Source organism: Pandoraea capi (genome assembly GCF_902459735.1).
Classification (GTDB): domain Bacteria; phylum Pseudomonadota; class Gammaproteobacteria; order Burkholderiales; family Burkholderiaceae; genus Pandoraea; species Pandoraea capi.
This window is the reverse complement of record NZ_CABPRV010000008.1, coordinates 117,938-144,869: the sequence shown is the minus strand read 5'-3', so window position 1 is coordinate 144,869 and position 26,932 is coordinate 117,938. Positions and strand designations below refer to the sequence as shown.

Genomic DNA, 26,932 nt, shown 5'->3' with positions numbered 1-26,932 from the left:
TGCGAGCCTGCGCGAGCGTCGGTCGGCGGCGGCACTCATCGTTGTTGTGGAGGCTCAGGCCAGTTGCGGCGAGCGTGCGGCGTTGGTGACATCGTCTGCGTCGTCATGACTGCCGTCGACGTCGAGCGTTGTCGTGCGACGCATCTCGCGCCGCACGGACAAATCGTAGCGGCGCCCACGATGCAGCGTGCTGCGGTTGTCCCACATCACCAGATCGCCGGGTTGCCACTTGTGCACATAGACGAATTCGCGTTGCGTTGCGTGTTCCAGCAGATCCATCAGCAGCATGCGGCCTTCGGCGAGCGTCATGCCGGAAACCTCGCACGCATGGGCGCCGACGAACAGCAGCTTGCGTCCGGAATCCGGATGCGTTCGTACCAGCGGCCATGTGACGGGCGGCAGTTCCGCGCGTTGCGCTTCGTTGTAATCGGTGTCCCCGAGCATGAAGCGCGAGTGCAGCGCATAGTGCACCGCATCGCGGCCTTCGACGTCGCGCTTCCAGTCTTCGGGCAAGGCGTCCCAGGCGGCGCGCAGATCGCAGAACTCGGTGTCGCCGCCGCTCGGTGCGACCGTGATGGCCGAGAGCAGCGAGTAGCGGGCAGCGGGATTCTGGAACGAACTGTCGCTGTGCCACAACTGATTGGCGAGATTGCCGACAATCCGTCGTGTATCGCGTGCCGCGATTTCGCCGTCGACACCGACGTTCGAGATGTCGAGCAGTTCGTCGTAGCGGAACCGGCTGGCGGTTTTCTTCACGCGTTTCAGTCCGAGATCCAGCGGGCCGAAGCTGCGCGCGAGCGCCACTTGCGCATCTTGCGATAGCGGTTGGTTGCGAAACACCAGCACCGCATGCTCCGCAATGGCAGTCTCGATCGCGGTGCGCGCGTCGGTGGTCAGGGGGTGGGACAGATTGATGCCGCGAACCTCGGCGCCCAATCGTGCCTTGCAGGGGGTGATTTCCAGCTTCATTGCATCTCCATAACTGGACGTTGTGTCCATTAATTAAGATTACGCTCTGAATATTTTGTGGAAAATCCGGGTTTACGCCGTTATTTCAAGAGAATTCTGAGATTGTTTTTTTAATTTCGGTCTGTTGGTCCGAAATTCAATGTGGAATTCGACGTGGAGGAATTCGGCGCAGGGCGGCCGCATATCGCTTGTGGAAGCGGAAATCGGGCGGAATAGAGGGGCGTGATGTGTCGGCTAGCTGCCAGCGACATTTCGGGTCAGGTCGGCGTCCTGTTGTGGCGGCAACCCGAACATCCGCTTGTACTCCCGGGTGAACTGCTGAACGCTTTCGTAGCCGACGGCAAACGCGGCGCTGCTTGCCGACATCGCTTCCGAGATCATCAGGCGCCGCGCTTCTATCAGGCGTAGCTGCTTCTGAAATTGCAGAGGTGAGAGCGAAGTCGCCAGGCGAAAGCGCTTGTAAAACGACGAGAGGCTCATGCCGGCGATATCGGCCAGGCGCTCCATCGGAATGGGGCGGGTGAACTCGGCGCGAAGCGTCGCAACGGCACGGGCGATGCGTTGTGCGTGACCCTCCGGCCATCCGAGCTGACGAATGATCGGGCCATGCTTGCCGACCAGCAGCCAATAGTGAATCTCACGCCACGCCTGGGGCTGCAACACGGGCAAGGCCGCCGGACGTTCGACGAGGCGCAGCAGACGCAACGCCGCATCGGCGACCTCTTCATCGGACGGTTCGACCTGTACGTGGGCGCTCTGAGGCATCGGAGCCAGCTTCATTTCCATCGCAAGTTCTGCGATGGCGCTCAGATCAAGATCCAGAATCAGCGAGAGGTACGGTTCGCTCGCGCTGGCGTGTGTGATCTGACTGACGGTGGGGACGTCGGACGTAATCAGCAGCGAGTCGCCGGCGGAGAACGACAACATCTGCGTGCCCATGGCGACGCGCTTGCTGCCTTGCAGGACGAGGCAGACCACAGGTCGGGAAATCGCATAGTCGATACCGCTGGGCCGGGCGGCCCGGATGAGACTCATCCCCCGCACGGGCGGCCGGGCGACACCGGTCGGGTCGGCATACGTCTCGGTGTATCTGCGCACCGCCGCAAGCAAGGTGTCGTTCATGTCGTCATGCTGCCGTTCAGCCGAGGTTCCTCTGTGTTTCGGTCGTCGTTGTTGCACCGGAGCATCGTAACGACATTCGGCAACTCGTGGCATCGCCCCGCAAGGATCTTTGGAGAAACAGGCCAACGACGAAGCGAATCAGGCAAAGGGTATCGTCGCGTTGCGCCGCAGAATCGATCGCTCCCTCTCAGTCATCAAGGAGTGCGCGATGCGCAAAATTTCTCTCGTTACCGGCGCCAGTCGTGGTCTGGGCCGCAATGCCGCTTTGTCGATCGCGCGTCATGGCGGCGATGTTGTTCTCACGTATCAGTCGCGCGAAGCCGACGCGCTCGCCGTCGTCTCCGAAATCGAAGCGTCGGGCGGTAAGGCGATTGCCCTGCAACTGGACGTTGGCGATGTCTCCACGTTCGCGTCATTTGCCGAACACCTGAAGATCGCGCTGCAACGCACCTGGGGGCGCGATACGTTGGACCATCTCGTCAACAATGCGGGCCATGGCGACGTTGCACCACTTGCCGAAATGCACGAGTCTGCATTCGACAAACTGGTCGACGTCCACTTCAAAGGCGTGTTTTTCCTGACGCAGACGCTGTTGCCGGTGCTCGCCGACGGCGGGCGCATCGTCAATCTCTCCACAGGTTTGACGCGCATTTGCGCCGAGGGCTGGTCGGCTTACGCGGCGGTGAAGGGCGCGGTCGAGGTGCTGACCGTGTACATGGCCAAGGAGTTGGGTCACCGCAAGATTGCGGTCAATGTCGTCGCGCCCGGCGCTATCGAGACGGACTTCTTCGGTGGCGCCGTGCGCGATACGCCGGAGTTCAACCGCTTCTTCGCCAGCATGACGGCGTTGGGCCGTGTAGGCGTCGCCGACGACATCGGCCCCATGATCGCCAGCCTGCTGACCGACGATAACCGCTGGGTGAATGCGCAACGTATCGAAGTGTCCGGCGGGCAGGGCATCTGAGCTTGAGCCGGGGTGAGCGGGCAGGGAATGCCCGCTGCCGTCGATGGCGAGGCGTCGCCCGTCAAGCGACGCTTACGCCTGCTGGCGTGTTGCTGCCAGCACGATCTCGCGGATGCACACGCCGGCGGGCTGAGCGTAGGCGTAATAGATGGCGTTCGCCACATCGTCCGCCGACAGCACCTTGCCGCCCATCTCGGTTTTCCACGCTTCGTAGCCGGTCTTGATGGCCTCGTCGGTGGTGTGGCTGAGCAGGTCGGTGTCGAGCGCACCCGGTGCAATCGTCACCACGCGCACGTTGTGCGGCGAGAGTTCTTCGCGCAGGTTTTCCGACAACCCGTGCACGGCAAATTTGGTGCCGACATAGGCGACATGGTTCGGGAACGTCTTGCGTCCGGCCACCGAGCTGATGTTCACGATCGTGCCGCGTTTGCGCTCGACCATGCCGTCGACGACGGCATGCACCCCGTTCAGCACGCCCTTGATGTTGACGTCGATCATGCGATCCCATTCGTTGGGATCCTGTCGCGTGATATCGCCGAGCAGCATGACCCCGGCGTTGTTGATGAGGGCGTCTGCCGGTCCGAATCTCAACATCGGTCTTGACACAAAACCAACCAACTAGTAGATTGGTCGCCATTGTACCCATGCATTAACGTCGGCGGTGTGCCCGGAAGTCTCGTTCCGGGTAGTCGCCGGCCACATTGAGCCAAAGGATCATGACCATCGAGCTGTCTCCCCGAGCGACCGAAATTGCCGACCACGCAAAGCAATTGCTAGCGGCGGGGGGGTATCACGGGTTCAGCTACGCAGACTTGTCCGAGCGCGTGAACATCGGCAAGGCCAGCATTCACCACCATTTCCCAAGCAAGGCGGAACTGGTGCTGACGGTCGTCAAGCGTCACCGGGAGCAAGCCCGGGACGGGTTGGCGGCGCTGGATCTGCACGTCGAAGATCCGAAGGCGAGACTGGGCGCATACACGAACTACTGGGCTGAATGCATTCGCGATGGTTCGATGCCCATGTGCATCTGCGCCATGCTCGCTGCCGAACTGCCGATGATCCCGAAGGACATTGCCGACGAGGTTCGGGGCTATTTCGACGGCCTGACGGCGTGGATCGCCTCGGTGCTTGAGGCGGGCGTGGCCAAAGGGCAGTTCACCCTTTGCGGTACTGCGCTGGTAGAGGCGCAAGCGTTCATGTCGACGGTGCACGGCGCCATGTTGACGGCCCGCGCGCTGGGCGATGCAGAGTCGTTCCGGTCGATATCGCAAGTGGCGATCAGTCAGCTGAGTGTGTCGAACTGATTACGGCAGGTCATGCATCCAGTAAGGGCAGCAATCTCAACGTGGGCGTCCAGGCGCCCAATTTTTTAACGCTTGCAACAAACCAACTAGTTGGTTGTTTTTTTGACGGTAGTTCTCGCCTCGTGTTCACCGAGCCATTACGTATGGCGATGACGTAACGGGGCCATTTCAAACGGAGTCTCCACCATGCCTCATCCCATTTCCACGTTGGGCGCGGCGCACACCGCGATCAGTCTCGTCACGTTTGCCGCCGGGTTCGTCAGCTTCGCCCGGTATCGCACCATTGAAAGTGCCAGTCGGTCTGGCCGGGTTTATCTGGTCGGCATGCTGATTTCGGTGCTGACGTCGTTTGGCCTGTCGAGTACCGGCGGCTTCAACGTTGGCCATGCGTTGGGCATTCTGGCATTGCTCGCGACGCTGGCCGGAGTCGTGATCCCGAGTCTCAATTTCCTGGGACGTGTGCGTCCGTACCTGTCGCAGTTCGCCTTCGGATTCAGCTTCTTCCTACTGCTGGTGCCGGGCATCAACGAGACGCTCACCCGCCTGCCCGCGAGTCATCCGCTCGCCAGCGGCCCCGAATCCCCGCTCGTGCGCGGGGCGCTGGCGACGTGGCTGGGCATTTTCGTCGTCGGGTCTATCGTACAGTTCTTGTGGTTGCGTTCGCAGCGCAGCCGCGCGTAAGGAAGAGGGGGGGGCTGGCGGGGACGGTCGCGCCGCGTGATGGCGCGACCTCGTCGATGCCGGGCCGATCAGTGTGACCCCAGCGCAAACGCCACCGCCGCCTGCGCATGCAGGGCGGTGGTGTCGAGCAGAACCAATGCATTGTCCTCCGGCTTCACCAGCAACGAGATTTCCGTGCAACCGAGGATGATGGCCTGCGCACCGCGCGAGGCCAGTCGCGCCATGATGTCCTGATACGCCGCAAGCGAAGTGTCTTTGACGATGCCCACGCAAAGCTCGTCATAGATGATGCGGTGGACGACCTCGCGATCCGGGGCGTCGGGAGTCAGTACGTCGAGACCGAACCTCTCTTTCAGCCGCGACTTGATGAAGTCCTGCTCCATCGTGAATGCGGTCCCGAGCAGGCCCACGCATGTCAAGCCGCGCGCGCGTGCGGCTTCGCCCGCCGGATCGGCGACGTGCAGCAAGGGGATGGAAACCGCGTCTTCGATCATATCGGCGAGCTTGTGCATGGTGTTCGTGCAAAGCACGACGCATTCCGCGCCACCCGCTTCAAGGCGCTTTGCCGCCTGTTGCAACAGCGCCCCTGCATCGGCCCAGCGCCCCTCGTGCTGCGCGCGCTCGATGGGTCCGAAATCGACGCTGAACATCAGCATCTCAGCAGAGCGCAAGGGGCCTAGCCGGGCCTGAACCGTTTCGTTGATGATGCGGTAGTATTCGGCGCTGGACTGCCAGCTCATGCCGCCGATAAGGCCGATGGTGCGCATGAAAACTCCTTGTGCGAAGTGTTTGGGCGAGAGAGAAACGGACACACAATGTGCCTCTGCACGTGAGCAACGTCTATCACGAAATTTCCGCCGGTGATCGTGACGGACAAGGCTGACGCCAGTCATTACTTGCTGCCGGGTTATCGACGCACCAGCGCCACGACATAGACGCAAGGCTGCTTGCTCGGATTGCGGAACGTGCAGGGCGCGGGCGGCCCGAGTTGCAGGCAATCGCCTTCCTTGAGTTCATACGTCAACTCACCTTCTTCGAAGGTCAGCGTGCCTTGACGCACCCAGATCTGCTGATGCTGGAACGTGAATGCCGACGACGGATACGACACGTTGACGCCCGGCGGCAGCGTGACCTCCAGCAGTTCCAGCATGCCGCCATTGCGCGGCGATACCGCACGGCGCAGATAACCGGTCTCCGGGTCCTGCCAGACGAGTTGCTCGTCGGCGCGACTCAGCCGCTCTCCCGACTGCTCGGCGAGCGAGAGCAGCATCGACAGTTGCAGGCCGAACGCGCCGGACAGACGCCCCAGCAGCGCAGCGGTCGGCGACGCGGCACCGCGCTCGATCTTGCTGATCATCGCCTTCGACACGCCGGAGCGCTCGGCGAGATCGCCCAGCGACCAGCCGCGAGACTCGCGTTCGATGCGGATGCGATGCGAAATCGCCGGCGTCGGATCGACCATCGGGGGCGTCATGCTGTATTTCCAAGGGTTTCGGGTTGCGAAATTATACAAGCCACGCGTGCGCCTACCGGCGTCTCCCCGCGCGATCCCGCCTCACTCCCGCCTGACCCCCGCCTCGCATCTCCCCTCGAATTACGCGTTAACCCCCATCTGAAACATTTTTGATTGTAGTCAAACGTCTACTATAGTAAACGGTAACGACGATTCGACAGCAGTCGATTCCGCCTTCAAATCTGTGCAGACAAGGAGTCAACATGCCCCGTGAAATTCGACTGAACGCTTTCGAGATGAACTGCGTGGGTCATATTCAGCAAGGTCTCTGGACGCATCCCCGCGATCAATCCACGCGCTACGGCGAGCTTCGCTACTGGGTCGATTACGCGAAGAAGCTGGAGAAGGGGCTTTTCGACGGCATGTTCTTCGCGGACGTGGTCGGTGTGTACGACGTCTATGGCGGCAACGCCGATGCCGCGCTGCGCAACGCCGTGCAGGTGCCGGTCAACGATCCGCTGATGCTCATCCCCGCGATGGCCGCCGCCACGGAGCATCTCGGCTTCGGCGTCACGGCGAACCTCACGTACGAGCAACCGTTCCTGTTCGCGCGTCGCATGTCCACGCTCGATCACCTGACCGGCGGGCGCATCGGCTGGAACATCGTCACCGGGTATCTCGACAGCGCCGCGCGTGCCATCGGCATCGACGGCCAGATCGCGCACGACGATCGCTACGACCTTGCCGACGAATACATGTCGCTCGTCTACAAGCTGTGGGAAGGTAGTTGGGACGACGACGCCGTGGTCGCCGACCGTGCGGGCGGCGTGTACGCCGATCCGTCGAAGGTGCGCGTGATTCATCACCACGGCAAGCAATACAAGGTCGACGCCATGCATCTGAGCGCGCCGTCGCCGCAACGCACGCCGGTGCTCTACCAGGCAGGTTCGTCGCCGCGCGGTTGCCAGTTCGCCGCCACGCATGCCGAGTGCGTCTTCGTGAACGGCCAGAAGATGGACGGCGTGAAGGAGATCGTCGACGCCATCCGCGCGCAGGCCGTCGAGCATGGGCGCAGCGGCAGCGACGTCAAGGTCTTCATGGGCGCCACGCCCATCGTGGGTCGTACCGATGCCGAGGCGAAGGAGAAATTCGAAGAGTACCGTCGTTATGTCAGCTCGGAAGGCGCGCTGGCTCACGCCGCCGCGTCGCTTGGCATCGACTTCGCGAAGTACGACATCGACGAGCCGATCGACACGGGCAAGAGTCAGGCCATCGTGTCGAACGTGACGGCCATGACCCGCGCCGCCGGTCCGCAGTGGACGCGTCGCAAACTGCTCGAACAGATGGTGCTGGGCAGCCGCCAGACGCCGTGGGTCGGCTCTGCCCAGGCTATCGCCGATCAGATGATGACGTGGAGCGAAGCCACGGGCATCGACGGCTTCAACCTGTCGCGTACGGTGGTGCCGGAATGCTTCGAAGACGTGATCGACCACGTGGTGCCGCTGTTGCAGGAGCGCGGTGCGTACAAGACGTCTTACGGCGAGGGCACGTACCGCAAGAAGCTCTTCGGCCACGACCGTCTGCCGCACACGCACAACGCTGCGCAATACCGTTCGGTCGGGAAGTGAGCCTGACGTGCATCTCAGCAATCGCAACCGTCACGTATCGAACGAGGTGAAGGACATGGACAAGAGCACGGTGGACAAATCGATCTTTCGTGAAGCGATGGCGGGTCTCGGCGCTGCCGTCAACGTCATCACTACCGATGGCCCCGGCGGTCTGGCGGGATGCACGGCGTCTGCCGTGTGTGCCGTGACCGACGATCCGCCCACGTTGCTCGTGTGCATCAACCGGGCGAGCCGCAACAACGCCGTGATGCGCGAGAACGCCCGCCTGTGCGTGAACGTGCTCAGCGCCGATCAACGCGACATCGCCATGCAGTTCGCGACGAAGGATCTCTCCATCGAGACGCGCTTTGCCAGCGGCGATTGGGACACGATGCATACCGGTGCGCCGGCGCTGCGCGGTGCGGTCAGCGTGCTCGATTGCGAAGTGTCATCGATCACGGAAGTCGGCACGCACACGGTCTTCTTCTGCGAAGTGAAGGCGGCTCGCTCGGCCGGTGCGCTCGATGGCCTGATTTACTTCGCCCGCGGATTTCACCGCGTGGGCATTGCCGCACAGCCGGCAACGGCCTGAGGACGGACGCTTCATGGAATCTCTGAGCTCCGTTCGCCACCCTCGCGCGCCACGCGGCAAGGGCGCATCGCTGGCGATCGTACTGCTGGCGCAGGTGGCGGCGATGGGCGTCTGGTTTTCGTCGACGGCGGCCGTCGCCCTCATCAAGCGCACGCAGGCGATTGCGTCGGGCGATGAGGCGATGCTCACCGGCGCCGTACAGCTCGGGTTCGTGATCGGCACTGTGGTGTCGGCCACGCTCGCGCTGCCGGATCGCTACGACCTGCGCAGAATCTTCGCGGCGTCGGCGCTGATGGCGGCGCTCACGACGGGCGCGCTGGCCGTGCTGCCGCCGACCGGCCCGCTGGCGATCGCTCTGCGCCTGCTCACCGGCGTGTGCATGGCGGGCGTCTATCCGGTCGGCATCCGGCTCGTGACGACCTGGGCGAAAGCAGACCTCGGGCTGCTGATCGGCTTGCTCGTGGCGGCGCTCACGCTCGGTTCCGCAAGCCCGCATCTGATTAGCGGATGGCGGAGCCTCGACTGGCGCTGGGTGTATCTCGTTGCGGCGATGCTGGCGCTGGCGGCCGGTGTGGCGATCGGTTTCGCGGGCATCGGCCCGAATATCAAGCGAGCGGCACGTGTCGACTTCGCCAAAGTCACGCAAGCGTGGCGCGACCCGGCCGTGCGCCTCGCGAATCTCGGCTATCTCGGTCACATGTGGGAGCTGTATGCCATGTGGGCGTGGCTCGGCCTGTTCCTGCAATACACGCTGAGCTTGCATGGCGTGGCGGATTTTCACGAGAAGGCCGAAGTGCTGACCTTCGCGGTGATCGCGTTCGGCGCGCTCGGCGCGTGGACCGGGGGACTGCTCGCCGACCGTGTCGGCAGAACGCTCGTCACCATCGGCGCGATGGCCACGAGCGCGACATGCGCCGCCGTCATCGGCTGGTTGCCCGGCGCCCCGATCGCGGTGGTCATGGCCGTGGCGTTCGTGTGGGGGTTCTCGGTGATTGCGGATTCGGCGCAGTTCTCGGCCGCTGTCGCGGAGTTGGCGGACCCGACGTCGGTCGGCACGTTGCTCACCGCGCAGACCTGCGCCGGGTTCCTGCTCACGCTGGCGAGCATCCGGCTGGTACCGGTCGTGGTCGCGCATCTCGGTTGGGCAGGTGGCATGGGCATGCTGGCCATTGGCCCTGCGCTCGGTTGCGTTGCCATGTGGCGGTTGCGTCAGCACCCGGCATCGCGCCGGATGGCTGGCGGCAAGCGCTAGCGCATGGCTGCGCGCTGGATCGCGTTCGTTCTCTACTTCCCGTTTATTTGAGACGTTGACATGTATTCCTATCCTGACATCAAGATGCTGATCGGCGGTCAGTGGCGCAGTGCGCCGGGCCAGCCGGTAACGAACCCCTCGGAGGGCACGACGATCGGCATGGTGCCCACGGCAACGCTGACCGATCTCGACGCCGCACTGTTGGCCGCCGAGAAAGGGTTTCGTGTGTGGCGGCGCACGTCGCCCGCGCAGCGAACCGAGATCATGCTGCGCGCCATCGCCTTGCTCAGGGAGCGGGTGGAGAACATCGCCTTCGCGATCTCGCTGGAGCAGGGCAAGACACTGGCGCAGGCCCGAGCCGAAGTGCTGCGCGGCTGCGACCTGATGACATGGGACGCCAACGAAGGCAAGCGTCTGTACGGACGTGTGATTCCCGCCGAGCCGGGCATGCGTCATACGGTCGTGCGTGAGCCCGTGGGCGTGATCGCTGCCTTTACGCCGTGGAACTTCCCGATGAGCTCGCCCGCCCGCAAGGTCGGCGGGGCGCTCGCGGCCGGCTGCTCGATCATTCTCAAGGCTGCGGAGGAGACGCCTGCCGGCGCGGTGCTCATGGCGCAGGCGTTTCAGGATGCCGGTCTGCCGGACGGGGTGTTCAACCTCGTGTTCGGCGACCCGGCGACGATCTCGTCGCATCTGATCGCCAGCCCGGTCGTGCGCGGCATCACGTTCACCGGCTCGACACCCGTCGGCAAGCATCTCGCGGGATTGGCGGCCAAACACATGAAGCCGGCCATTCTGGAGTTGGGCGGTCACGCGCCGGTCATCGTGTGCGACGACGCCGACCCTGAGACGGCCGCGCTCGCCTGCGTCAAAGGCAAGCTCAACAACGCAGGGCAGGTCTGCGTGGCGCCCACGCGCTTCTTCGTGCACGACAAGGTCTACGACGCCTTCGTGGAGGCCTTCGCCCGCCACGGCGGTGCGATTCGCGCGGGGCATGCGCTGGAGTCGTCGAGCGATATCGGACCGGTCGTGAACCCGCGTCGTCTGGCGGCGCTGCACTCGCTGGTCGACGACGCGCTCGCCCGTGGCGCGCGCACGATCTGCGGCGGTGAACGCACTGACGGGCCGGGATATGTCTTCCCCTTCACCGCACTGGCGGACGTGCCGATGGATGCCCGCGCCATGCTCGAAGAACCGTTCGGTCCGCTCTCGCTCATCGTGCGGGTCGACAGCCTGGATGACGCCATCGCACGTGCCAACAGCGTGCCGTATGGTCTTGCGGGCTATGCCTTCACGCGCTCGGCAGCGAATGCTTACCGGTTGGGCGACGAACTCGAAGTCGGCAACCTCGCCATCAATCATCTGGTCTCGGCAGTCTCGGAAACCCCGTTCGGCGGCGTGAAAGACAGCGGCTACGGCCGGGAGGGTGGTGCCGAGGGACTTGAGTGCTACACGCACGTCAAGAGCATCTCTCACCTGATGGATCCGGCGTAACCCGACGACGGATCCGGCGCGGGGAATCGTACGGGACACGCTTCACCGCATTCGTGACGAGCCGAACGGCGATCGCCTTGCGCGATCCGCCGCTCGGCCCGACAAGCAAACGGGAACAACCTGGAGATGTTCATGCGGTCCATATATCTTTTAGCACTCCTACCGGTATTGGCGGTTCTGGTAGGTCCGTTCTTTGTCAATCGCGTCACGCCGTACGTGCTCGGCATGCCCTTTCTGCTGGCATGGCTGGCCGGGGCGCTGGTGCTCACGTCCGTCGTGATGGCCATCATTTTCTATGCCGATCAGGCGCGGCTCGCATCGGCCGATCACGGTGGCGAAGGAGCCTGAGCATGAATAGCGCATTGATCTTCATCTTTCTGGCCGTAGCGCTGGCGCTGTTCCTCGGCATTCGCGCGCGTCGTGGCAAGGACATGAGTCTGGAGCAGTGGGCAGTTGGCGGTCGTGGCTTCGGTGCGGCCATCGTCTTTCTGCTCATGGCGGGCGAAATCTATACGACGTTCGTGTTTCTCGGCGGCAGCGGTTACGCGTACGGACACGGGGCGGGCGCGTACTACCTGCTCGGATATGGCAGCCTGCCGTTCATCCTGTCGTACTTCCTTCTGCCGCCGATCTGGCGCTACGCCAAGGAACGCGGTCTGATCTCACAGCCGGACTTCTTCGCCGCGAAGTACAACAGCCCGGTGCTGGGCGTGCTCGTCGCCATCGTCGGGTTTGCCGCGCTCGTGCCGTACCTCGTGTTGCAACTCAAGGGGCTGGGCATCATCGTCAGCGTGTCGTCCTACTCGGCGATTTCGTCGAACCAGGGCGTGCTGATCGGGGCCATCGTGGTGGCGGTGTACGTGGCGTTGTCCGGCGTGCACGGCTCGGCCTGGACGTCTGTCGTGAAGGATGCCCTGGTCATGTTCGTCGCCGTCTTCCTCGGTCTCTATCTGCCGTATCACTACTACGGTGGCGTGGGCGAGATGTTCGCGGCCATCGAGAAGGCCAAGCCGGGTTTCCTGGCGCTGCGCGACGTGGGGGAAAGCCCGGTCTGGATGGTCTCCACGGTGATTCTGTCGACGCTGGGCTTCTATATGTGGCCGCACATGTTCATGGCCACGTACACGGCCAAGCGAGAGGAGGTGCTGCGTCGTAATGCCTTCGTGCTGCCGATCTATCAGTTGATGCTGCTGTTCATTCTGTTCGTGGGCTTCTCGGCGGTGCTGGCCGTGCCGGGGCTCACAGGCGGCGACATCGATCTGGCGCTGTTCAAGGTGTCGCTCAAGACGTTCGATCCGTGGTTCGTCGGCGTGATCGGCGCGGCCGGGATTCTCACGGCGCTGGTGCCCGGTTCGATGATTCTGATGACGTCGGCCACGCTGCTGGCGAACAATGTGTACCGCCCGATGCGCCCGCAATCGAGCGATGCTCACGTGGCGCGTGTGGCGAAGTGGCTCGCCCCGGCGATCATGGCGCTCGCGGTGCTGTTCACGCTGGGGGGCGGGCAGACCATCGTCGCGCTGCTGCTCATGGCGTATGCCCTCGTCACACAGTTGTTCCCGGTGCTGCTGGCCAGCCTGATCGGCAAGAACCTCGTGACGCGCCCGGCGGCGTTCGCCAGCATCATCGTCGGCGAAGCGACGGTGGCGTGGGTATCGCTCACGAAGAAGTCGGTGGCCGCGCTGTTCCCGTTCCTGCCCGATGCGCTCAAGGATCTCAACGTGGGCATCGTCGCACTGGCATTCAACGTGGTGACGCTGGTGGTCGTAACGCTGCTCACGCGCCGCACGGCGGGGGCAGCACAGTTGTCGGCCGACGCTTCGTGATATGTCGCCAATGAAATGAGGAAGTGAGCGAGCCGCCTGCGCCAGTGGCGCATGACGGGCAGGCGTGGGCGGCTCGCGAAAGACTAGTTATGACGAATTCTCTCGATATTCACCGCATTGCCTTTGTGCAGGCCGGCTGGCACGCCGATCTGCTGGACGGCGCCCGCGACGCGTTCCAGTCACGCATGGCCGAACTGGGCGTGCCTGCCGAATGCATCCGCCATTTCGATGTGCCGGGTGCGTTCGAAATTCCGCTGTTCGCCCGACGTCTCGCGCAAAGCGGACAGTACGATGCGATCGTCGGCGCCGCGCTGGTCGTCAATGGCGGCATTTATCGTCACGAGTTCGTGGCGCAAGCCGTGGTCGACGGACTGATGCGCGTGCAACTCGACACCGATGTGCCCGTTTTCTCGATGTCGCTCACGCCGCATCACTTTCACTCGCACGACGAGCATTACGCATTCTTCGGCGAGCACCTGCGACACAAGGGCCGCGAAGTCGCTGACGCCTGCGTCGGCATGCTGCTTGCGCTCGCGAACCTGGCGACCGGGCCGACTGAGCCGACCTCGGCGACATGTCTTACATGACCCGGTGTTGCGACGGCGAAAGCTGCCGGGATGGAGACAGGCGGATGGGCGTTTTACCCGACTACGTATCACTACGTAGATAAGAATCAGAATAAGTCAATATTTTTCTTCGCAAAAAATTCAACGAGGCTGAATACGTATTTCAGTGATCTGTGTGCGTCACGCTTGTTCGTGGTGCGTATTCAGTGCTTGATATTTCAAGGTAAGTCCCGATGAAATCGAAGAAAATCGTGGTCCATTTCAGCCATTGAAACCGTCGTCGACAATGCGGCGCGGCGCATTGGTTTCGATACACGCAACATCGCTTCGCATTCGTGAAACCCCATGATTCATGGGGATTTCCGGCGCACCGGCAAATCCACCATCGTTCGGCTAGAGTGTATTTAGGCGTCGCTAATGTGCGCCTTCGTCGAATTAAAACAAGAGGAGATCTGCTGAGATGCGGTTACTGTTATTGTTGCCGTTCATCGGTTTGTTGTGGGTGCCGTTCTACAACCGTGAATTGCCGTCCCTTTGGGGCTTTCCCTTCTTTTACTGGTACCAGTTCGCCTGGGTGCCGCTGACCTCGCTACTGATCTGGATCGTATTCCGCGATGGTCTGAAGAAAGGGGAAGAGTAAATGGACGCCGGTATCAACTGGACCGCGCTCGCGGTCTTCGTATTTTTCTTCATCCTCGTGACCGTCATGGGTTTCTGGGCGTCGCGCTGGATGGCCGGGCCGTCGAACAAAGGCGCCCATCTGGACGAATGGGGTCTGGGCGGACGTAACTTCGGTGCATGGATCACGTGGTTCCTGGTCGGCGGCGATTTCTACACCGCCTATACCGTGATCGCGGTGCCGGCACTGGTCTACGCGGTCGGCGCTTACGGCTTCTTCGCATTGCCGTACACCATTCTCGTCTATCCGATTGTCTTCCTGATCATGCCGAAGCTCTGGCATGCGGCGCACAAGGCCGGTCACGTGACGGCTGCCGACGTTGTTTTCGGCCGTTATCAGTCGCGTCCGCTGGAGTTCGCGATTGCGCTCACCGGTGTCGTCGCGACGATGCCCTACATCGCGCTGCAACTGATCGGGATGGAAGTCGTGATCAAGGCGCTGGGGCTGACGGGCGAATTGCCGCTGCTCGCTGCGTTCGTGATTCTCGCGCTGTACACGTACTCGGCAGGTCTGCGGGCACCGGCGCTGATCGCGTTCGTCAAGGATCTGATGATCTACATCGTGGTGCTGGTCGCCGTGGTCGTGGTGCCGGCAAAGCTGGGCGGCTACGGTGCGGTGTTCGACTCGGCGCGCGACGTCTTCGCGAACAAGGGCGGTGCAACGGGCCTGACGCTCAAGCCGACGCAGTTCCTGCCGTTCGCCACGCTGGCGCTCGGTTCGGCGCTCGCGGCGTTCATGTATCCGCACACGCTCACCGGCATCTTCGCCGCGAAGGACGCCAACACGATTCGCAAGAATGCCGTGTTCCTGCCGGCCTACACCGTGCTGCTCGGCCTGATCGCGCTGCTGGGCTTCATGGCCTACGCTGCCGGTGTGAAGGTGCCGACCAACAACGACGTCGTCCCGGCGCTGTTCAACGGTCTGTTCCCGAGCTGGTTCGCAGGCTTTGCGTTTGCCGCGATCGCCATCGGTGCGCTGGTGCCGGCGGCGGTGATGTCCATCGGTGCGTCGAACCTCTTCACGCGCAACTTCTGGAAGCCTTACGTCAACCCGAATATTTCGAACGAGGGTGAGGCGAAGGTGGCCAAGGTCGTGTCGCTGGTGGTGAAGCTGGGCGCGCTGGTGTTCATCCTGTTCCTGCCGACGCAGTTCGCGCTGGACCTGCAACTGCTCGGCGGCGTGTGGATTCTTCAGACGTTCCCGGCACTGGTGTTCGGACTGTTCGTGGGCTGGTTCGGCGCACGCGCACTGCTCACGGGCTGGGCCTTCGGTATCGTGTGCGGCAGCTGGCTGGCGTTTGCGGACGGCGTCAAGCCGGTGCATACGTTCACGCTCGGCGGTGACAAGTACTCGATGTACACGGGCCTGATCGCGCTGGCGGTGAACATCGTCGTCGCCGTGGTCGCCAACGTGGTGCTCGGCAAGGGCTCGCGTCCGGCGCTGCGCAATGCCTGAACGGCTTGAAATGTCCGAGACGCTGGTTGCCTGAGCGTCTCAAGGTCGCGTGAAGTGTCACGCGGCTTTCGGTGCCACACGCGGGTCATCTCCGCGTGTGGCACCCGCACCGGCCCTTGCGCCGATGCGTTGGTTGTCTCGCATCAACCGGTGCAATCGGCTCGATTGGCCTTCGTCGTTGTTCAGGTTTTAGTCCCCGGCCTTCATCCTCATTACGCTTCCTGTCCCGTTCGCCACTCGCGCACCCATGCCGCGAGATCGGTGACCGCAATCCCTGCCTTCGCGTTGAACGTCTGCGCCACTGGCCATGCTACGCCATCCTTGCGTGCAAACGACAGCCGATACTTGCGCATCGTGTTGTCCGGATGCGCGGCCAGATCGGCCCTGAGTTGCGTGATATCGCAACATGACAGCGTGAACGGTCTGCCGAGTTCCTGCGTCAGCGTACTCGCCAGTTCGCGATACGTGAACGTGTCGCTGGCCACGTGTACGACCTGATCGTCGAATTCCGGCCGGGAGGTGGCGATGAGCGCGGTCAGGCGGCCGATGTCCTGCGGCGTTGTGACCGTCAGCGAGAAGTCGGGATCGCCCAGCGCATGCACCACCCCCGCATCGAGGTCGACGAGGCCGAACGCCGGCAGCAGCACGAAGCTCGTGAACATGCCCGTCGACACGATGGTCCAGCGCACCTTGTCCTGAGCGCGCAACATGTCGCGCACGTCGAGCTGTTCGTCCCAGACGTCCTGACCACTGCCCCGGCCAACGACGTCGTAATCCACGCCGAATTGCCAGGGAATGTAGTGCGCGACGCCGGCTTTGAGGACAGCGCCCGTGATCTTGCGCTGCGTGCCCGGGCCACCGACGAAGCCCGTGCAGCAGATGATCTGCGTGTAGGGGCGGAAGATGTCGGCGAGCGTCGTTTCGTCTGCCGTCACGAGATCGGCTTCGACGACATCGATTCGCCACGTGCGCAGCGCAGAATGGAGGCGCGTGCGACGATCCGACGACGTTTCCGACTCGGGACGCAGTAAAACGGCAACGGATGCGACGCGTCCCGCATCGCGCTGGACGGCCATCTCACGCAGCATGCATTCGCCGAGTTCTCCGGCACCGAGGACGAGGACGTGATTGTCGTGGGGGATTCGATAGGTCATTTGCAACTCCGGTCAAGTTGCGAATAATAGTGACGTTACGAACCCTTGGTAAGAAGGCACACGCGTGATACTGCCACCGGACACTCCCTCGCTCGACGCCCTCTTGCAGCAGTCGCACGAGGCGTGCGATGCCCTCAGCGCCGACGACGACGGCCTCAAGCGCGAGATCCTCACCCACGCGGGCAACCGCTGGTCGCTCGGCGTCGTGCATGCGTTGGGCGTGGCGGGCACGCTGCGGCATGCGGAGATCGCGCGCCGGCTCGACGGCGTGACGCAGCGCATGCTCACACGCACGTTGCGCCAACTGGAACGAGACGGTCTGATTTCGCGACACGACTACCGCGAAGTGCCCCCGCGTGTGGAGTATCAGTTGACGCCGCTCGGACGCGGATTGCTCGCCGGCATGGTGCCGCTGTGGCGATGGGTGATCGACAACGCACAAGGGTTTCGTGAGGCGAGACAACAGTACGACAAGCAGTAACTCTTCCGATTTCAAGGACATTCGATGCGCAACCTCGACCAACATACGATCACGCAGGAAGTGATCGCCCGACTCGCCGACACACCGGACCCTCGGCTTAAGGAGGTCTTTGGCAGTCTCGTGCGCCATCTGCACGACTTCGCCCGTGAAGTGAGCCTGACGGAAGACGAATGGGCCAAGGGCATCGCTTTCCTGACCGCGACCGGTCAGAAGTGCGACGACAAGCGGCAGGAGTTCATCTTGTTGAGCGACGTGCTGGGGCTATCGATGCTGACCGTTGCGATGAACAACGCCAAGCCGCCGCAATGCACGGAAGCGACGGTTTTCGGACCGTTCTTCGTCGACGACGCACCGCACTACGATAACGGCGCAGACGTGGCGAATGGCGCAGCGGGCGAGCCTTGCGAGGTGAGCGGCGCCGTGCTCGATCCGGCCGGGCGTCCGATTGCGGGCGCAAAGATTGATGTGTGGCAAGCGGACGCGCAAGGTCTCTACGACGTGCAGCGCGACGAACTCGACGCCGCACAGGGACGTGGCGTGCTGCATGCCGACAGCGAGGGGCGTTACCACTTTCACAGCGTGCTGGCCGAGGCGTACCCGATCCCGACCGACGGCCCTGTCGGCGAGTTTCTGGCAGCGACGGCGCGGCATCCGTGGCGTCCCGCGCATCTGCACTTCCGTATCGAAGCGACGGGCTATGAGACGCTCGTCACGCATGTGTTCCGGGAAGACGATCAATGGCTCGATTCGGATGCCGTCTTCGGCGTGCGGCATTCGCTCATCGCGCCGTGGGTGCGGCGCGATGACGGCAGCTATTCACTGCACTACGACTTCGTTCTGAATCCTGCGACGGCTTCGAAATCTGCGCCTAAAACTTCGTCGGAAACCGCGCCGGAAACTACGCTGCGGCACTGAGCGATTCGGCAGACGTCTGAAAGCGTTCTAGCGTCTGCCACATCAGCACAGGATTCGAGCACATCGGGAAGTGACCGCAGTCGGGGATTTCCGCCAATGCGACGCCCTTGCGCTCAATGCCGCCGTCGAAGCGGCGCGCGCGGGGGAACAGGGACGGGGCTTCGCCGTGGTGGCTGCCGAGGTGCGCAACCTCGCGCAGCGCTCGTCGAGCGCTGCCAGGGAAATCAAGGGGTTGATCGAACAGTCCGTCGTGACCGTGCAAGCGGGGTCTTCACAGGCAGAGGAAGTCGGGCGGGTGACGGCGTCGGTGCAACAGGCGGTGACGCGTGTCATGGGCATCGTCGGCGAAATCGCCTCGGCGTCGGACGATCAGGGGCACCGCATCCAGCAGATTCATCAGGCCATCGGGCAGATCGAAGAAGTCACCCAGCAAAATGCCGCGCTCGTCGAGGAGGCGGCCGCAGCCTCCCAGTCGCTCGACGAGCAGGCCACTCGCATGCGCGGCACGGTCGCCGTGTTCACGGTGGCCGCGGCGGCGTGAATGGGGGATTGGCAGGCGCAGAGGAAGGTCAGCGCACGCGTAGTCCCCACAGGGCGTCGAGCACGTGCCGGGTGGAGCGTTCGAGCGTGCCGGTGGCGTGTGCGATGCCCAACTCCCGCCACAGCGCCGGACGTAGCGCACGCATGGCAATGCGCTCGTCGGTATGGGGTGTCGTGGCCTCGTGTGGCAGCAGGGCTGCGCCGTAACCAGCCGCGACGAGACTCTTGATCGCATCGTTGTAGTTCAGTTCGATACGCGGCGTCGGACGATGGCCTGCCACGGCAAACCACTCGGCTGTCTGGCGCGACAGGCGTGTGGTGCTGTCGTTCAGGATGAGCGGCTGGCTGGCCAGCCAGTCGGGCGTCACGGTCTTCGGGCTGGACCAGTGCGCAGGCAGGAAGGCCATGACGGGATCGCGTCGCCATTGCCGGATCGTCAGCCCTTTGACCTCCGGCTGCGGCAGGGCGACCAGCCCCAGATCCAGCGCGCCGCGGTGCAGACGGCTGAGCGTCTCCTGAGACGTCAGAATCGCGACCTGGACGTCAATGTCCGGATGATCCAGCCGCAGCGTTTCGAGCGCCTGCGGCAGGATATGCGCGATGGCCCCGGTGGACGCGCCGATCCGTACGCGTCCGGCCAGCCCCTGTGCATGACGCTCGATGTCCTCCAGCGTGCGCTCGGCGTCGGCCAGCAAACGCCGGGCGCGCTCGACCAGCGCCTCGCCGACGGACGTCGGCCGCACATGCCCGCGCTTGCGCGAGAGCAACTGCGCCCCCACGCGGGCTTCCAGATCCGAGATGTGCAGGCTGACGGTCGGCGGCGAGAGATGCAGCGCCTGCGCGGCGTCGGCAAACGAGCCGCTGTCGGCCACGGCTACGAGCGTCTTCAAGCGGTCCAGGCTGATCTCTCGCATCGCAATGTCCTGATTCAGAAAAATGGAATTTCAGGTTCATGAAATTCAACTTTTTTTATTTTACCCGCAGCGCGAAGATAACAGTTCGATACGGTTCACGAACGAGAGATAGGGGTAATCGGACATGGCTTCTCCGCTGATTTTCATCGATGGCGATCAGGGCACCACGGGCTTGCAGATTCATGACAGGCTGCGCGGGCGCACCGATATTCAACTGGTCACGCTGCCGGACGCGCATCGCAAGGATCCGCAACGCCGTGCCGAAGCGATCAACGATTGCGATATCGCGATTCTTTGTTTGCCGGATGCCGCAGCGCGCGAGGCGGCGGCGTCCATCGTCAATCCGCGTGTGCGGGTCATCGATGCCAGTTCCGCCCACCGCACGCACGCCGAGTGGGTGTATGGCCTGCCGGAACTGACGAGAGAGCAGGCGTCACTCGTTGCGAGCGCTCGCCGCGTCTCCAACCCGGGGTGCTATCCGACGGCCGCTGTCGGGCTGCTGCGGCCGTTGCTCGATGCCGGGCTGATTCCGCGCGACTACCCTGTGAGCATCAACGCCGTGGCGGGGTATTCCGGTCGCGGACGTGCGGGCGTCGACGAGCACGAAGGACCGAATGCGATAAGCCGTTCGCAGCACCGCGTGTACGGCCTGGAACTGGTGCACAAGCATGTGCCTGAAATCCAGCAGCATTCGGGACTGGCGTTCCGGCCAATGTTCATCCCTTCGTACAGTTCGTACCGGCAAGGGATCGTGCTGACGATTCCGCTGGAGACGCGTCTGCTGGCCCCGGGCGTGGACGGCGAAACGCTGCACCGCTGCCTGTCGGCTCACTACGCCGATGAAAAATATGTGCAGGTGATGCCGCAGGACCTGTCAGACGTTGGGAAGCAACTCGATCCCGAAGCGCTGAACGGGACCAACCTGATGCAGCTGAGCGTCTTCTCTCACAAGGAAAACGGCCAGATTCTGCTGGCGGCGGTGCTCGACAACCTCGGCAAGGGCGCGTCGGGGGCGGCGGTTCAGAATCTGGAACTGATGCTCGGACAGTGAGCGTTTGTTGCCAACGAGGGTGACCGGACGATGGGGTATCTCCGGTCACTGCCCTTTTTTGTTCATGAGGATGCGGTATCGTGGGAGCCTTCCGTCATTCGTAGTTGAAGTTGCCACATGATTCCGCGTCACTCTGATCCCGCGTTTTTTCAACTCCTCGCGGATAGCCATGCCCGGCTGCTTGGCCGCCCGCTAGTCCCTGAAGACATCCCTGCCGAGCAAGCCGTCGAATGGCTTTACGAGCGTGCTCCGTTCGCAGTGCTGGCCCACAACGCGGCAACCGATCCGGTGTTCATGTACGGCAACAAGGCTGCGCAGCGTCGTTTCGGTTACGACTGGAACGAGATCACGGCGCTGCCGTCGCGGCTCTCGGCCGAAGCCCCCAATCGCGAGGAGCGTCAGCAGTTTCTAGAACGCGTGCAGCGTCTGGGCTACGAGTCGGGTTACAAGGGCGTGCGTATCACCAAGACCGGTGAGCGATTCATGATCGAAGAGGCCACGCTCTGGCAACTGATCGATGACGACGGCAAGCTGCATGGGCAAGCCGTCGTCATCCCGCGCACCAGCGATCTCTGAGCGTTCCTGCACGATTCAGTGCGCGATTCAGGGCGTCATCATTACACGCCCGAACGCCCTTCGCGATTGCACGTAGGCGTGCGCGATCTGCGCCTGATCGAGCGGGAAGGTCTGGTCGATCACGACCTTGAGCTCGCCATCGGCGACGCGACAAATCAACGCGTCGACGACCGCATGCACTCGGTCGTGTTCACGATCCAGACGCGTCGGGAAATACACGCCGTGCACGCTCTGATTGCCGCGCCATAGGCTGACCGGGTCCAGCCGGGTGGTATCGCGCCCGGATACGCCTACGGTCACGATGCGTCCACCGTAAGCGAGTGCCTCCACGCCGCGCACGAGCGTGCTCCCTGCAATGCTGTCGACGATGAGGTCGACGCCTCGTCCTCCGGTGAGCGTCTTCACGCGCGCGACGAAGTCGTCGGTGGCGTAGTTGATGCCGGCGCTCATGCCGAAAGGCGTCAGGCGCGACAGCCGCTCGTCGCTGGACGCTGTCGCGTAGACCGTAGCGCCGGCGGCGCTCGCCAACTGGATGGCCGCAAGCCCGAGCGCGCCCGCCCCGGCGTGCACCAGCACGGTTTGCCCGGCCTGAAGGCCGCCGGTGTGGAACAGGCACTCATGCGCGGTGCCCCATGCCACCGGAATCGCGGCGGCGGCCATCAGATCGAGCGCATCGGGCACGACCCACGTGTCCGCCGCCGGAGCCGCCACGCGTTCGGCGTGCGATCCCCATGCAAGCACGGCAACGACACGCTGCCCCACCTGACGGTTGCGCACGTGCGCGCCAACCTCGCAGACGACGCCCGCGCATTGATAGCCGACGATGTGAGGCACGCGCGCCAGTGGACGAATCTCACGATTGATGAGATCGCCGCCCTCGAGCGAGATGGCCTGAATGTCGATGACGACGTCACCGGGGCCGCAGACGGGATCGTCCACGGATTCGAAGCGGAAGACCTCGGGGCCTCCGTTCACGTAGTACACGGCTGCTTTCATTTCAGTGTTTCTCCTGTGCTGCGATCATTGCGCGGCAATTGGCACGATCGAGCCAATACGCCAGCCCTCGGTCGTGCGTACGGCGACTTCATAAACGAGATAGGGGGCGGTTCGCGCGTCGGCATCGGTGTGTCCCAATGTGATTTGCGTGGGCGCGTACAACTGGGCGACATCCGGCGTCAGTGCCACGATGCGCAACTGCGCCATATCGGGCTCGAATTTCCATACGCCTTTGAACGTCTCGCGGAAATGCTCGACCAGCGCCGCTTTGCCCCAGTAACGGTAGGCGCGCGCGACGAAGACGACGGGGTCCGTGCCGTCGGACGACGGGTTGGCCAGTACCGATTCGAACGCGGCAAGATCGTGTGCGGTAGCGGCGTTCGCCTGCTTCGCGAACAGTGCCGTCACCTGCTCGCGATCGCTGTCGCTGAAACTCGTCGCCGCGTGGCTCGATTGCGGGAGGACGGACATCGCGCACGCGAGCGCAACGCCGAATGTCGTGAGGGTTTGCCGGAACATCGTCGGCCTCCTTATTGCGCGGGGACGGGAAGAATTGCCGTGAACTTCCAGCCTTGCGGCGTGCGAACGGCAAACTGGTTGATGAGGAATGGGGCCGTGACGGCAGGTTTGCCCGGTCCGCCGAGCGTGACTTGCGTCGGCGCGTAGAGTTGGGCGGTGTCGTCGCTCAGCGGAATCACCTGAATCTGGGCCGCATCCGGTTCGAGGTGCCATGTCCCGGCGAAGGCTTCGCGGAAGTGCTGCATGACGGCGTCTTTACCCCAGAAGCGATAGGCCCGCGCGACGAACGACACGGGGGATGGGCGTCCGGCATCGCTGTCCGCCAGAACGGTGTCGAGCGTCGCGATGTCGTGGGCGTTTTCGGCCGCGACCTGTGTGAGAAACAGCGAGCGGACCCGCTGCTCGTCGTTCGGCGACCAGGTGGCGGCAAGCGATACGCTGGCATGCATCATGGCGAGCGCCATCATCGGAAGCAGTGTGTAACTACGAAGGGAATGCCGCATAAATATCCTCATATGCCCGTATTCGAGAAATGAAAACGCGGACTGGGCGGCCCGCGTGATCCGGTGTGTGCTTATCGACGCTCGGTAGCGTCGTTGTCCTGGAGGTCGAGCGCGGCAATTCGCGCCATGACACGGCGCATGGCGAGCGCGTCTTCCTTGCCGAACAGGGTTTCGAACTGTTTCTGCGCGCGGTTCCACGCGAGCTTGCCTTCGGCTTCGAGGGCCGTGCCTTCGTCGGTCAGCGTGACTTCGCGCTCGCGCCGGTCGCGTTGCCCGACGCGGATCGCGATGAGTCCGTCGCGCTCAAGCGGGCGCAGATTGTGACCCATCGTCGCGCGGTCCATGACAAGCGTCTCGGCCAGATCGGCAATGGTCGACGGCCCCCGCGTCGCGACCAGATTGAGGATGGCGTATTGCGTGCCGCGCAACCCCGTTTCGGCCAGACACGTATCGTAAAAACGCGTCACGTGCCGCGCCGCTTTGCGCAGGGCCGTGTTGTTGCACACGCCGGGGACCGGGTTCGATGCGTTCATACGAGGTTTCATGCTCAGGGTGAGGCGATGTCCGGATTATGTGGGCATATGCCCGTATAAGTCAAACGGCGAAAAATAAGATCGACGCGAGGGCAGACCTTGCGTCGATCGAGGGATCAATGGGCTTCCAGCATCGCCAGACACGCTTGTGTCATGCGTTCGCACAGTACCGTGCTGCCGAGCGCATTCGGATGGAGGCGCGACGCGTCGAGCAAGGGATTGGGGCCGTCGTGGCGGTACTGCGCCACGTCGCCGAATGTCTGCTGCAAATCCACCACCGACAAACCGTGACGCGAGGCGACGGTGGCTGCGGCGTCCTGATAGGCCGCCATCGGACGCGCACCGCGTTGCGGTTCGTCGCCACTATTCTCGGGGGAGCATGCGAGCGTGAGTCTCATCGACGGCAACTGGCTGCGCAGACGTTCGACGATCTCGTCGAGATGGGCGCGGTAGGTGGCCGCGTCGAAATCGCGTTGATCGTTGGTGCCCAGCAGGAGCACTGCGGCGTCGATCCCCAGCGAGTGAACGCCCGTGAACCAGGAGGCCGAGCGCATGGCGGCAAGCCAGTCGGCCGTGGTGCTTCCGCCCGCACCGAGATTGTGGACACGGATGCCGGGCGTGTCGGAAACAGGGGCCACATCGACCACATCGACCACATCGTCCATATCGACCACACCGATCATGTCGGCGCGATGTTCGATGCCGGACAGCGTGACCGTGCCCTGGGCCACGGCGATATCCAGCGTCCATGCGCCGGTTTCCGGGAAGTCCTGCAAGGCATACCGGGATTGACCGGCCGCGCCGCCGAGCGTCAGGCCGTGCCAGCGTCCGCTGTTCCATCGGTAGTTGATGGCGCCACCCGCGAACGCATGCAGCACGACCGCAGATGTCGCGTCGCCCAGCCACGTCACGTGAATCAGATCGCCGGGCGTGTCGCTCACGCTGGTGCAGATGTCCGGCGTTGGCTGATTGCGGACGTTGGTCCGCCAACTGCCGACCCCGGACTGATGCCACCGGTCGGGCTCGGCAGAGCCGCCGCGCCGATCTGTGTCCGTGGTGTACGACAGACCGCACCAGCCGCCGCCGGCGTCTCCAAAGCGTTCTCGTAACGTGCGTGCGAGTTGAGGGACGAAGTAGGTGGGGGCGCGACCGGTTGCCGCGAACGGCAGTCCCGAGCCGCGCACCCAGCTATCGCCCAGCAGTGCGAGGGTGCGCGAAGTTCTGGGCAAACGTTGCATAACGCAAGGCAGAGTGGCGATAGGCGCAGACGATATCAGAACACGTGACGAATGCCGACCGTCGCGCCGACCTGCGAATGGGTCGACGACGCCGTCAGGTTTGCCACGGCCGCGACAGCCGCCTTGCCCGTCGAATCGACGCCCGACGCGCGCTGGTACACCATTACGGCATACAGATCGGTGCGCTTCGACAGGGCATAGTCCGCCCCGAGGTTCCACTGACCGTAGTTCGCGCCGGACACGCTGCCGACCGAATTGCCGCGCGTGAGCGCGTACGACAGGGCGAGTTGCACCACCGGAATCGGACGCCATGCGACGTTCAGCTCATACGTGTTGAACACGGCAGTGCCCGCCAGCTTCAGCGGATTCAGGCCGTTGCCCGGCGTGCCGCCCAGATGCTGGAACTCGACGTTCGTGTAGATCCCGCCGATACGCAAGGTGCCGATCTGATACGCCGCGCCGGCCGCGACGACCTGCATCGTCTTGGCAGACGCAAAGCCGCTGTACACCGGGCTGTTCATGTTGAGCGAACTGGCCGACGTGGCGTTGTTCGCGCTCGGATTCACGCCCCAGTTGGCGTAGTTCGGGTTGCGCACGTTCTGATAAGCGACACCGGCGTCGAGCGGGCCGTTGCGATACGCGCCGGCGAAGCTGAAGCTCTGGCTGCTGCTGAAATCGCCCGCCTTGTTGCCGAAGCTGTAAGCGGACTCGAACGACAGACCGTTGAAGTTCGCGCTCGAATACTTCACGACGTTGTTGGTACGGTTCGAACCGCCGAGGTTATCCAGATCGCCCGGGTGTGCGCCGTACACGCCGGCCCACGACTTGACCACGTCGCCGCGCGCCGATCCCGCGGCGGAGTAGCCCGCCATGTAATCCGTGAGGGCGTCGTACTGACGCCCCAGCGAGAAGGTGCCGTAGCGGTTGGCCAGCCCGACCGTCGCACGTCGGCCGAACAGCGAGCCGCCCTGACCGAGGGCGCCGGTGTCGATGCTGTAGCCGCCTTCGAGACGGAACACGGCCGACAGCCCGCCACCGAGGTCTTCCGTGCCTGCGATGCCCCAGCGGCTGCCTTGCAGGTTGCCTGAGGCCAGCTGGTATTGCGACGTGCCCTTTGCGTTGTTGTTGTAGACGAATCCGTTGTCGATCAACCCGTACAAACGGACGTTGCTGCTCTGTGCGAAAGCGCTGCCGCAAACCAGACAACTGGCGAGCGCAATCGCCGGCATTCCATACTTCATCGTGACATCTCCAAGGGACTTGAACCCGCGACGGCGCAGCGCGGCGAGTCGGCGTTGCCGTGCGGGGTTGTTGTAAGAGTGATTCGCAAGTCGAGCGTCCGCCGCCGGATCGACGGTCCGCACGTCAAGCGGCGGCGGGCCGCCTGCATTGACGAGGGCAGAGTTTTCAAGAAAAAGAAATGTCGCGGAAGCCAACTTCTACGGTTCACGATCGATTTTTCCGATAGGGTTTTAGTCTTCGGGAAAACCCTGATTCGAGCCTGTTTGGAGGGAATCGCCGCCGACAACGCCGATGGGACTTCGCGGC

The 26,932-nt window shown here is 63.4% G+C and carries 29 protein-coding genes and 1 pseudogene; 17 read left to right on the top strand and 13 right to left on the bottom strand.

What is annotated here, in order from left to right; all coding sequences use genetic code 11:
• Nucleotides 1–54 precede the first annotated feature (54 nt).
• Together PCA20602_RS16955 and PCA20602_RS16950 are read right to left on the bottom strand one after the other, a co-directional pair.
• Entirely contained in the window at nucleotides 55–969 is a 915-nt protein-coding gene (locus PCA20602_RS16955) for a TauD/TfdA dioxygenase family protein (RefSeq protein WP_150722222.1), read from the bottom strand.
• A 234-nt stretch (nucleotides 970–1,203) separates the two neighbouring features.
• The gene (locus tag PCA20602_RS16950; RefSeq protein WP_150722221.1) at nucleotides 1,204–2,091 is read right to left on the bottom strand and encodes an AraC family transcriptional regulator; all 888 of its coding nucleotides are present in this window, start codon (nucleotides 2,089–2,091) and stop codon (nucleotides 1,204–1,206) included.
• A gap of 208 nt (nucleotides 2,092–2,299) precedes the next feature.
• Between PCA20602_RS16950 and PCA20602_RS16945 the strand changes: the two genes are divergently transcribed.
• Nucleotides 2,300–3,055: an SDR family oxidoreductase gene (locus tag PCA20602_RS16945; RefSeq protein WP_150722220.1), complete on the top strand. Its 756-nt coding sequence runs from the start codon at nucleotides 2,300–2,302 to the stop codon at nucleotides 3,053–3,055.
• A 72-nt stretch (nucleotides 3,056–3,127) separates the two neighbouring features.
• Here the strand turns inward: PCA20602_RS16945 and PCA20602_RS16940 are convergent, their stop codons facing one another.
• On the bottom strand, nucleotides 3,128–3,649 hold the full coding sequence (locus PCA20602_RS16940) for an SDR family oxidoreductase (protein WP_246182203.1): 522 nt from the start codon (nucleotides 3,647–3,649) through the stop codon (nucleotides 3,128–3,130).
• 122 nt (nucleotides 3,650–3,771) lie between these two features.
• On the opposite strand from PCA20602_RS16940, the gene PCA20602_RS16935 reads away from it, so the two are divergent.
• A complete protein-coding gene (locus PCA20602_RS16935) occupies nucleotides 3,772–4,359 on the top strand; it encodes a TetR/AcrR family transcriptional regulator (RefSeq protein ID WP_150722219.1) in 588 nt (195 codons plus the stop codon).
• Between the two features lie 186 nt (nucleotides 4,360–4,545).
• Entirely contained in the window at nucleotides 4,546–5,040 is a 495-nt protein-coding gene (locus PCA20602_RS16930) for a hypothetical protein (protein ID WP_150722218.1), read from the top strand.
• A 68-nt stretch (nucleotides 5,041–5,108) separates the two neighbouring features.
• Here PCA20602_RS16930 and PCA20602_RS16925 read toward each other — a convergent pair whose 3' ends face one another.
• Both PCA20602_RS16925 and PCA20602_RS16920 read right to left on the bottom strand, forming a co-directional pair.
• The gene (locus PCA20602_RS16925; RefSeq protein WP_150722332.1) at nucleotides 5,109–5,807 is read right to left on the bottom strand and encodes an aspartate/glutamate racemase family protein; all 699 of its coding nucleotides are present in this window, start codon (nucleotides 5,805–5,807) and stop codon (nucleotides 5,109–5,111) included.
• 140 nt (nucleotides 5,808–5,947) lie between these two features.
• Nucleotides 5,948–6,514 carry a helix-turn-helix domain-containing protein gene (locus tag PCA20602_RS16920; protein ID WP_150722217.1) on the bottom strand — a complete coding sequence of 189 codons (567 nt, stop codon included), beginning with the start codon at nucleotides 6,512–6,514 and terminating at the stop codon, nucleotides 5,948–5,950.
• 242 nt (nucleotides 6,515–6,756) lie between these two features.
• Here PCA20602_RS16920 and PCA20602_RS16915 point away from each other — a divergent pair, with 242 nt between their 5' ends.
• The 9 genes from PCA20602_RS16915 to mctP all read left to right on the top strand — a co-directional run bounded on the left by PCA20602_RS16915 (nucleotide 6,757) and on the right by mctP (nucleotide 15,964).
• On the top strand, nucleotides 6,757–8,121 hold the full coding sequence (locus PCA20602_RS16915) for an LLM class flavin-dependent oxidoreductase (protein WP_150722216.1): 1,365 nt from the start codon (nucleotides 6,757–6,759) through the stop codon (nucleotides 8,119–8,121).
• Nucleotides 8,122–8,128: 7 nt separating this feature from the next.
• On the top strand, nucleotides 8,129–8,692 hold the full coding sequence (locus PCA20602_RS16910; protein WP_425495677.1) for a flavin reductase: 564 nt from the start codon (nucleotides 8,129–8,131) through the stop codon (nucleotides 8,690–8,692).
• 13 nt (nucleotides 8,693–8,705) lie between these two features.
• Nucleotides 8,706–9,944: an MFS transporter gene (locus PCA20602_RS16905; RefSeq protein WP_150722215.1), complete on the top strand. Its 1,239-nt coding sequence runs from the start codon at nucleotides 8,706–8,708 to the stop codon at nucleotides 9,942–9,944.
• A 60-nt stretch (nucleotides 9,945–10,004) separates the two neighbouring features.
• Entirely contained in the window at nucleotides 10,005–11,438 is a 1,434-nt protein-coding gene (locus PCA20602_RS16900; RefSeq protein WP_150722214.1) for an NAD-dependent succinate-semialdehyde dehydrogenase, read from the top strand.
• A gap of 126 nt (nucleotides 11,439–11,564) precedes the next feature.
• The gene (locus PCA20602_RS16895; RefSeq protein WP_217432445.1) at nucleotides 11,565–11,786 is read left to right on the top strand and encodes a DUF3311 domain-containing protein; all 222 of its coding nucleotides are present in this window, start codon (nucleotides 11,565–11,567) and stop codon (nucleotides 11,784–11,786) included.
• 2 nt (nucleotides 11,787–11,788) lie between these two features.
• Nucleotides 11,789–13,264, top strand: a complete 1,476-nt coding sequence (locus PCA20602_RS16890; protein ID WP_150722212.1) for a sodium:solute symporter family protein — start codon at nucleotides 11,789–11,791, stop codon at nucleotides 13,262–13,264.
• Between the two features lie 89 nt (nucleotides 13,265–13,353).
• Nucleotides 13,354–13,851, top strand: coding sequence for a 6,7-dimethyl-8-ribityllumazine synthase (locus tag PCA20602_RS16885; RefSeq protein ID WP_150722211.1), 498 nt, complete (start codon nucleotides 13,354–13,356; stop codon nucleotides 13,849–13,851).
• Nucleotides 13,852–14,290: 439 nt separating this feature from the next.
• Nucleotides 14,291–14,470, top strand: a complete 180-nt coding sequence (locus tag PCA20602_RS16880) for a DUF3311 domain-containing protein (protein WP_069343687.1) — start codon at nucleotides 14,291–14,293, stop codon at nucleotides 14,468–14,470.
• Complete coding sequence (gene mctP, locus PCA20602_RS16875) at nucleotides 14,471–15,964, top strand: monocarboxylate uptake permease MctP (protein WP_150722210.1); 1,494 nt, start codon at nucleotides 14,471–14,473, stop codon at nucleotides 15,962–15,964.
• A gap of 212 nt (nucleotides 15,965–16,176) precedes the next feature.
• Here the strand turns inward: mctP and PCA20602_RS16870 are convergent, their stop codons facing one another.
• Entirely contained in the window at nucleotides 16,177–17,118 is a 942-nt protein-coding gene (locus tag PCA20602_RS16870) for an aromatic alcohol reductase (protein WP_150722209.1), read from the bottom strand.
• Between the two features lie 64 nt (nucleotides 17,119–17,182).
• Between PCA20602_RS16870 and PCA20602_RS16865 the strand changes: the two genes are divergently transcribed.
• The 3 genes and pseudogenes from PCA20602_RS16865 to PCA20602_RS16855 all read left to right on the top strand — a co-directional run.
• Nucleotides 17,183–17,599 (top strand): winged helix-turn-helix transcriptional regulator, encoded by a 417-nt coding sequence (locus PCA20602_RS16865; protein ID WP_246182202.1) that lies wholly within the window; start codon nucleotides 17,183–17,185, stop codon nucleotides 17,597–17,599.
• A gap of 24 nt (nucleotides 17,600–17,623) precedes the next feature.
• The gene (locus PCA20602_RS16860) at nucleotides 17,624–18,514 is read left to right on the top strand and encodes an intradiol ring-cleavage dioxygenase (RefSeq protein WP_150722208.1); all 891 of its coding nucleotides are present in this window, start codon (nucleotides 17,624–17,626) and stop codon (nucleotides 18,512–18,514) included.
• A gap of 94 nt (nucleotides 18,515–18,608) precedes the next feature.
• A pseudogene (locus tag PCA20602_RS16855) lies at nucleotides 18,609–19,055 on the top strand (methyl-accepting chemotaxis protein); the annotation flags it as partial.
• 28 nt (nucleotides 19,056–19,083) lie between these two features.
• On the opposite strand, the gene PCA20602_RS16850 reads toward PCA20602_RS16855, so the two are convergent.
• The gene (locus PCA20602_RS16850; RefSeq protein ID WP_150722206.1) at nucleotides 19,084–19,968 is read right to left on the bottom strand and encodes a LysR family transcriptional regulator; all 885 of its coding nucleotides are present in this window, start codon (nucleotides 19,966–19,968) and stop codon (nucleotides 19,084–19,086) included.
• A 124-nt stretch (nucleotides 19,969–20,092) separates the two neighbouring features.
• On the opposite strand from PCA20602_RS16850, the gene argC reads away from it, so the two are divergent.
• Both argC and PCA20602_RS16840 read left to right on the top strand, forming a co-directional pair.
• Nucleotides 20,093–21,019 (top strand): N-acetyl-gamma-glutamyl-phosphate reductase, encoded by a 927-nt coding sequence (gene argC / locus PCA20602_RS16845; RefSeq protein WP_150722205.1) that lies wholly within the window; start codon nucleotides 20,093–20,095, stop codon nucleotides 21,017–21,019.
• A gap of 117 nt (nucleotides 21,020–21,136) precedes the next feature.
• On the top strand, nucleotides 21,137–21,595 hold the full coding sequence (locus PCA20602_RS16840; RefSeq protein WP_150722204.1) for an MEKHLA domain-containing protein: 459 nt from the start codon (nucleotides 21,137–21,139) through the stop codon (nucleotides 21,593–21,595).
• 27 nt (nucleotides 21,596–21,622) lie between these two features.
• Here PCA20602_RS16840 and PCA20602_RS16835 read toward each other — a convergent pair whose 3' ends face one another.
• From PCA20602_RS16835 to PCA20602_RS16810, 6 genes are all read right to left on the bottom strand, one after another.
• The gene (locus tag PCA20602_RS16835; RefSeq protein WP_150722203.1) at nucleotides 21,623–22,591 is read right to left on the bottom strand and encodes a quinone oxidoreductase family protein; all 969 of its coding nucleotides are present in this window, start codon (nucleotides 22,589–22,591) and stop codon (nucleotides 21,623–21,625) included.
• Between the two features lie 24 nt (nucleotides 22,592–22,615).
• Nucleotides 22,616–23,110, bottom strand: a complete 495-nt coding sequence (locus PCA20602_RS16830) for a YybH family protein (protein WP_246182201.1) — start codon at nucleotides 23,108–23,110, stop codon at nucleotides 22,616–22,618.
• An 11-nt stretch (nucleotides 23,111–23,121) separates the two neighbouring features.
• Nucleotides 23,122–23,613, bottom strand: coding sequence for a YybH family protein (locus PCA20602_RS16825; protein ID WP_246182200.1), 492 nt, complete (start codon nucleotides 23,611–23,613; stop codon nucleotides 23,122–23,124).
• A 71-nt stretch (nucleotides 23,614–23,684) separates the two neighbouring features.
• Complete coding sequence (locus PCA20602_RS16820; protein ID WP_242561797.1) at nucleotides 23,685–24,146, bottom strand: MarR family winged helix-turn-helix transcriptional regulator; 462 nt, start codon at nucleotides 24,144–24,146, stop codon at nucleotides 23,685–23,687.
• Nucleotides 24,147–24,262: 116 nt separating this feature from the next.
• Nucleotides 24,263–25,384, bottom strand: a complete 1,122-nt coding sequence (locus PCA20602_RS16815; RefSeq protein ID WP_150722202.1) for an SGNH/GDSL hydrolase family protein — start codon at nucleotides 25,382–25,384, stop codon at nucleotides 24,263–24,265.
• 35 nt (nucleotides 25,385–25,419) lie between these two features.
• Complete coding sequence (locus tag PCA20602_RS16810) at nucleotides 25,420–26,625, bottom strand: porin (protein WP_150722201.1); 1,206 nt, start codon at nucleotides 26,623–26,625, stop codon at nucleotides 25,420–25,422.
• Nucleotides 26,626–26,932: the final 307 nt, after the last annotated feature.

Coding starts and splice junctions, on each gene's coding strand:
- PCA20602_RS16945 (WP_150722220.1), top strand. CDS start 2,300: ATGCGCAAAATTTCTCTCGTTACCGGCGCCAGTCGTGGTCTGGGCCGC.
- PCA20602_RS16920 (WP_150722217.1), bottom strand. CDS start 6,514: ATGACGCCCCCGATGGTCGATCCGACGCCGGCGATTTCGCATCGCATC.
- PCA20602_RS16885 (WP_150722211.1), top strand. CDS start 13,354: ATGACGAATTCTCTCGATATTCACCGCATTGCCTTTGTGCAGGCCGGC.
- PCA20602_RS16900 (WP_150722214.1), top strand. CDS start 10,005: ATGTATTCCTATCCTGACATCAAGATGCTGATCGGCGGTCAGTGGCGC.
- PCA20602_RS16895 (WP_217432445.1), top strand. CDS start 11,565: ATGTTCATGCGGTCCATATATCTTTTAGCACTCCTACCGGTATTGGCG.
- PCA20602_RS16825 (WP_246182200.1), bottom strand. CDS start 23,613: ATGCGGCATTCCCTTCGTAGTTACACACTGCTTCCGATGATGGCGCTC.
- PCA20602_RS16820 (WP_242561797.1), bottom strand. CDS start 24,146: ATGAACGCATCGAACCCGGTCCCCGGCGTGTGCAACAACACGGCCCTG.
- PCA20602_RS16935 (WP_150722219.1), top strand. CDS start 3,772: ATGACCATCGAGCTGTCTCCCCGAGCGACCGAAATTGCCGACCACGCA.
- PCA20602_RS16940 (WP_246182203.1), bottom strand. CDS start 3,649: ATGTTGAGATTCGGACCGGCAGACGCCCTCATCAACAACGCCGGGGTC.
- PCA20602_RS16850 (WP_150722206.1), bottom strand. CDS start 19,968: ATGCGAGAGATCAGCCTGGACCGCTTGAAGACGCTCGTAGCCGTGGCC.
- PCA20602_RS16870 (WP_150722209.1), bottom strand. CDS start 17,118: ATGACCTATCGAATCCCCCACGACAATCACGTCCTCGTCCTCGGTGCC.
- argC (WP_150722205.1), top strand. CDS start 20,093: ATGGCTTCTCCGCTGATTTTCATCGATGGCGATCAGGGCACCACGGGC.
- PCA20602_RS16840 (WP_150722204.1), top strand. CDS start 21,137: ATGATTCCGCGTCACTCTGATCCCGCGTTTTTTCAACTCCTCGCGGAT.
- PCA20602_RS16835 (WP_150722203.1), bottom strand. CDS start 22,591: ATGAAAGCAGCCGTGTACTACGTGAACGGAGGCCCCGAGGTCTTCCGC.
- mctP (WP_150722210.1), top strand. CDS start 14,471: ATGGACGCCGGTATCAACTGGACCGCGCTCGCGGTCTTCGTATTTTTC.
- PCA20602_RS16890 (WP_150722212.1), top strand. CDS start 11,789: ATGAATAGCGCATTGATCTTCATCTTTCTGGCCGTAGCGCTGGCGCTG.
- PCA20602_RS16830 (WP_246182201.1), bottom strand. CDS start 23,110: ATGTTCCGGCAAACCCTCACGACATTCGGCGTTGCGCTCGCGTGCGCG.
- PCA20602_RS16815 (WP_150722202.1), bottom strand. CDS start 25,384: ATGCAACGTTTGCCCAGAACTTCGCGCACCCTCGCACTGCTGGGCGAT.
- PCA20602_RS16930 (WP_150722218.1), top strand. CDS start 4,546: ATGCCTCATCCCATTTCCACGTTGGGCGCGGCGCACACCGCGATCAGT.
- PCA20602_RS16950 (WP_150722221.1), bottom strand. CDS start 2,091: ATGAACGACACCTTGCTTGCGGCGGTGCGCAGATACACCGAGACGTAT.
- PCA20602_RS16810 (WP_150722201.1), bottom strand. CDS start 26,625: ATGAAGTATGGAATGCCGGCGATTGCGCTCGCCAGTTGTCTGGTTTGC.
- PCA20602_RS16860 (WP_150722208.1), top strand. CDS start 17,624: ATGCGCAACCTCGACCAACATACGATCACGCAGGAAGTGATCGCCCGA.
- PCA20602_RS16915 (WP_150722216.1), top strand. CDS start 6,757: ATGCCCCGTGAAATTCGACTGAACGCTTTCGAGATGAACTGCGTGGGT.
- PCA20602_RS16925 (WP_150722332.1), bottom strand. CDS start 5,807: ATGCGCACCATCGGCCTTATCGGCGGCATGAGCTGGCAGTCCAGCGCC.
- PCA20602_RS16955 (WP_150722222.1), bottom strand. CDS start 969: ATGAAGCTGGAAATCACCCCCTGCAAGGCACGATTGGGCGCCGAGGTT.
- PCA20602_RS16905 (WP_150722215.1), top strand. CDS start 8,706: ATGGAATCTCTGAGCTCCGTTCGCCACCCTCGCGCGCCACGCGGCAAG.
- PCA20602_RS16880 (WP_069343687.1), top strand. CDS start 14,291: ATGCGGTTACTGTTATTGTTGCCGTTCATCGGTTTGTTGTGGGTGCCG.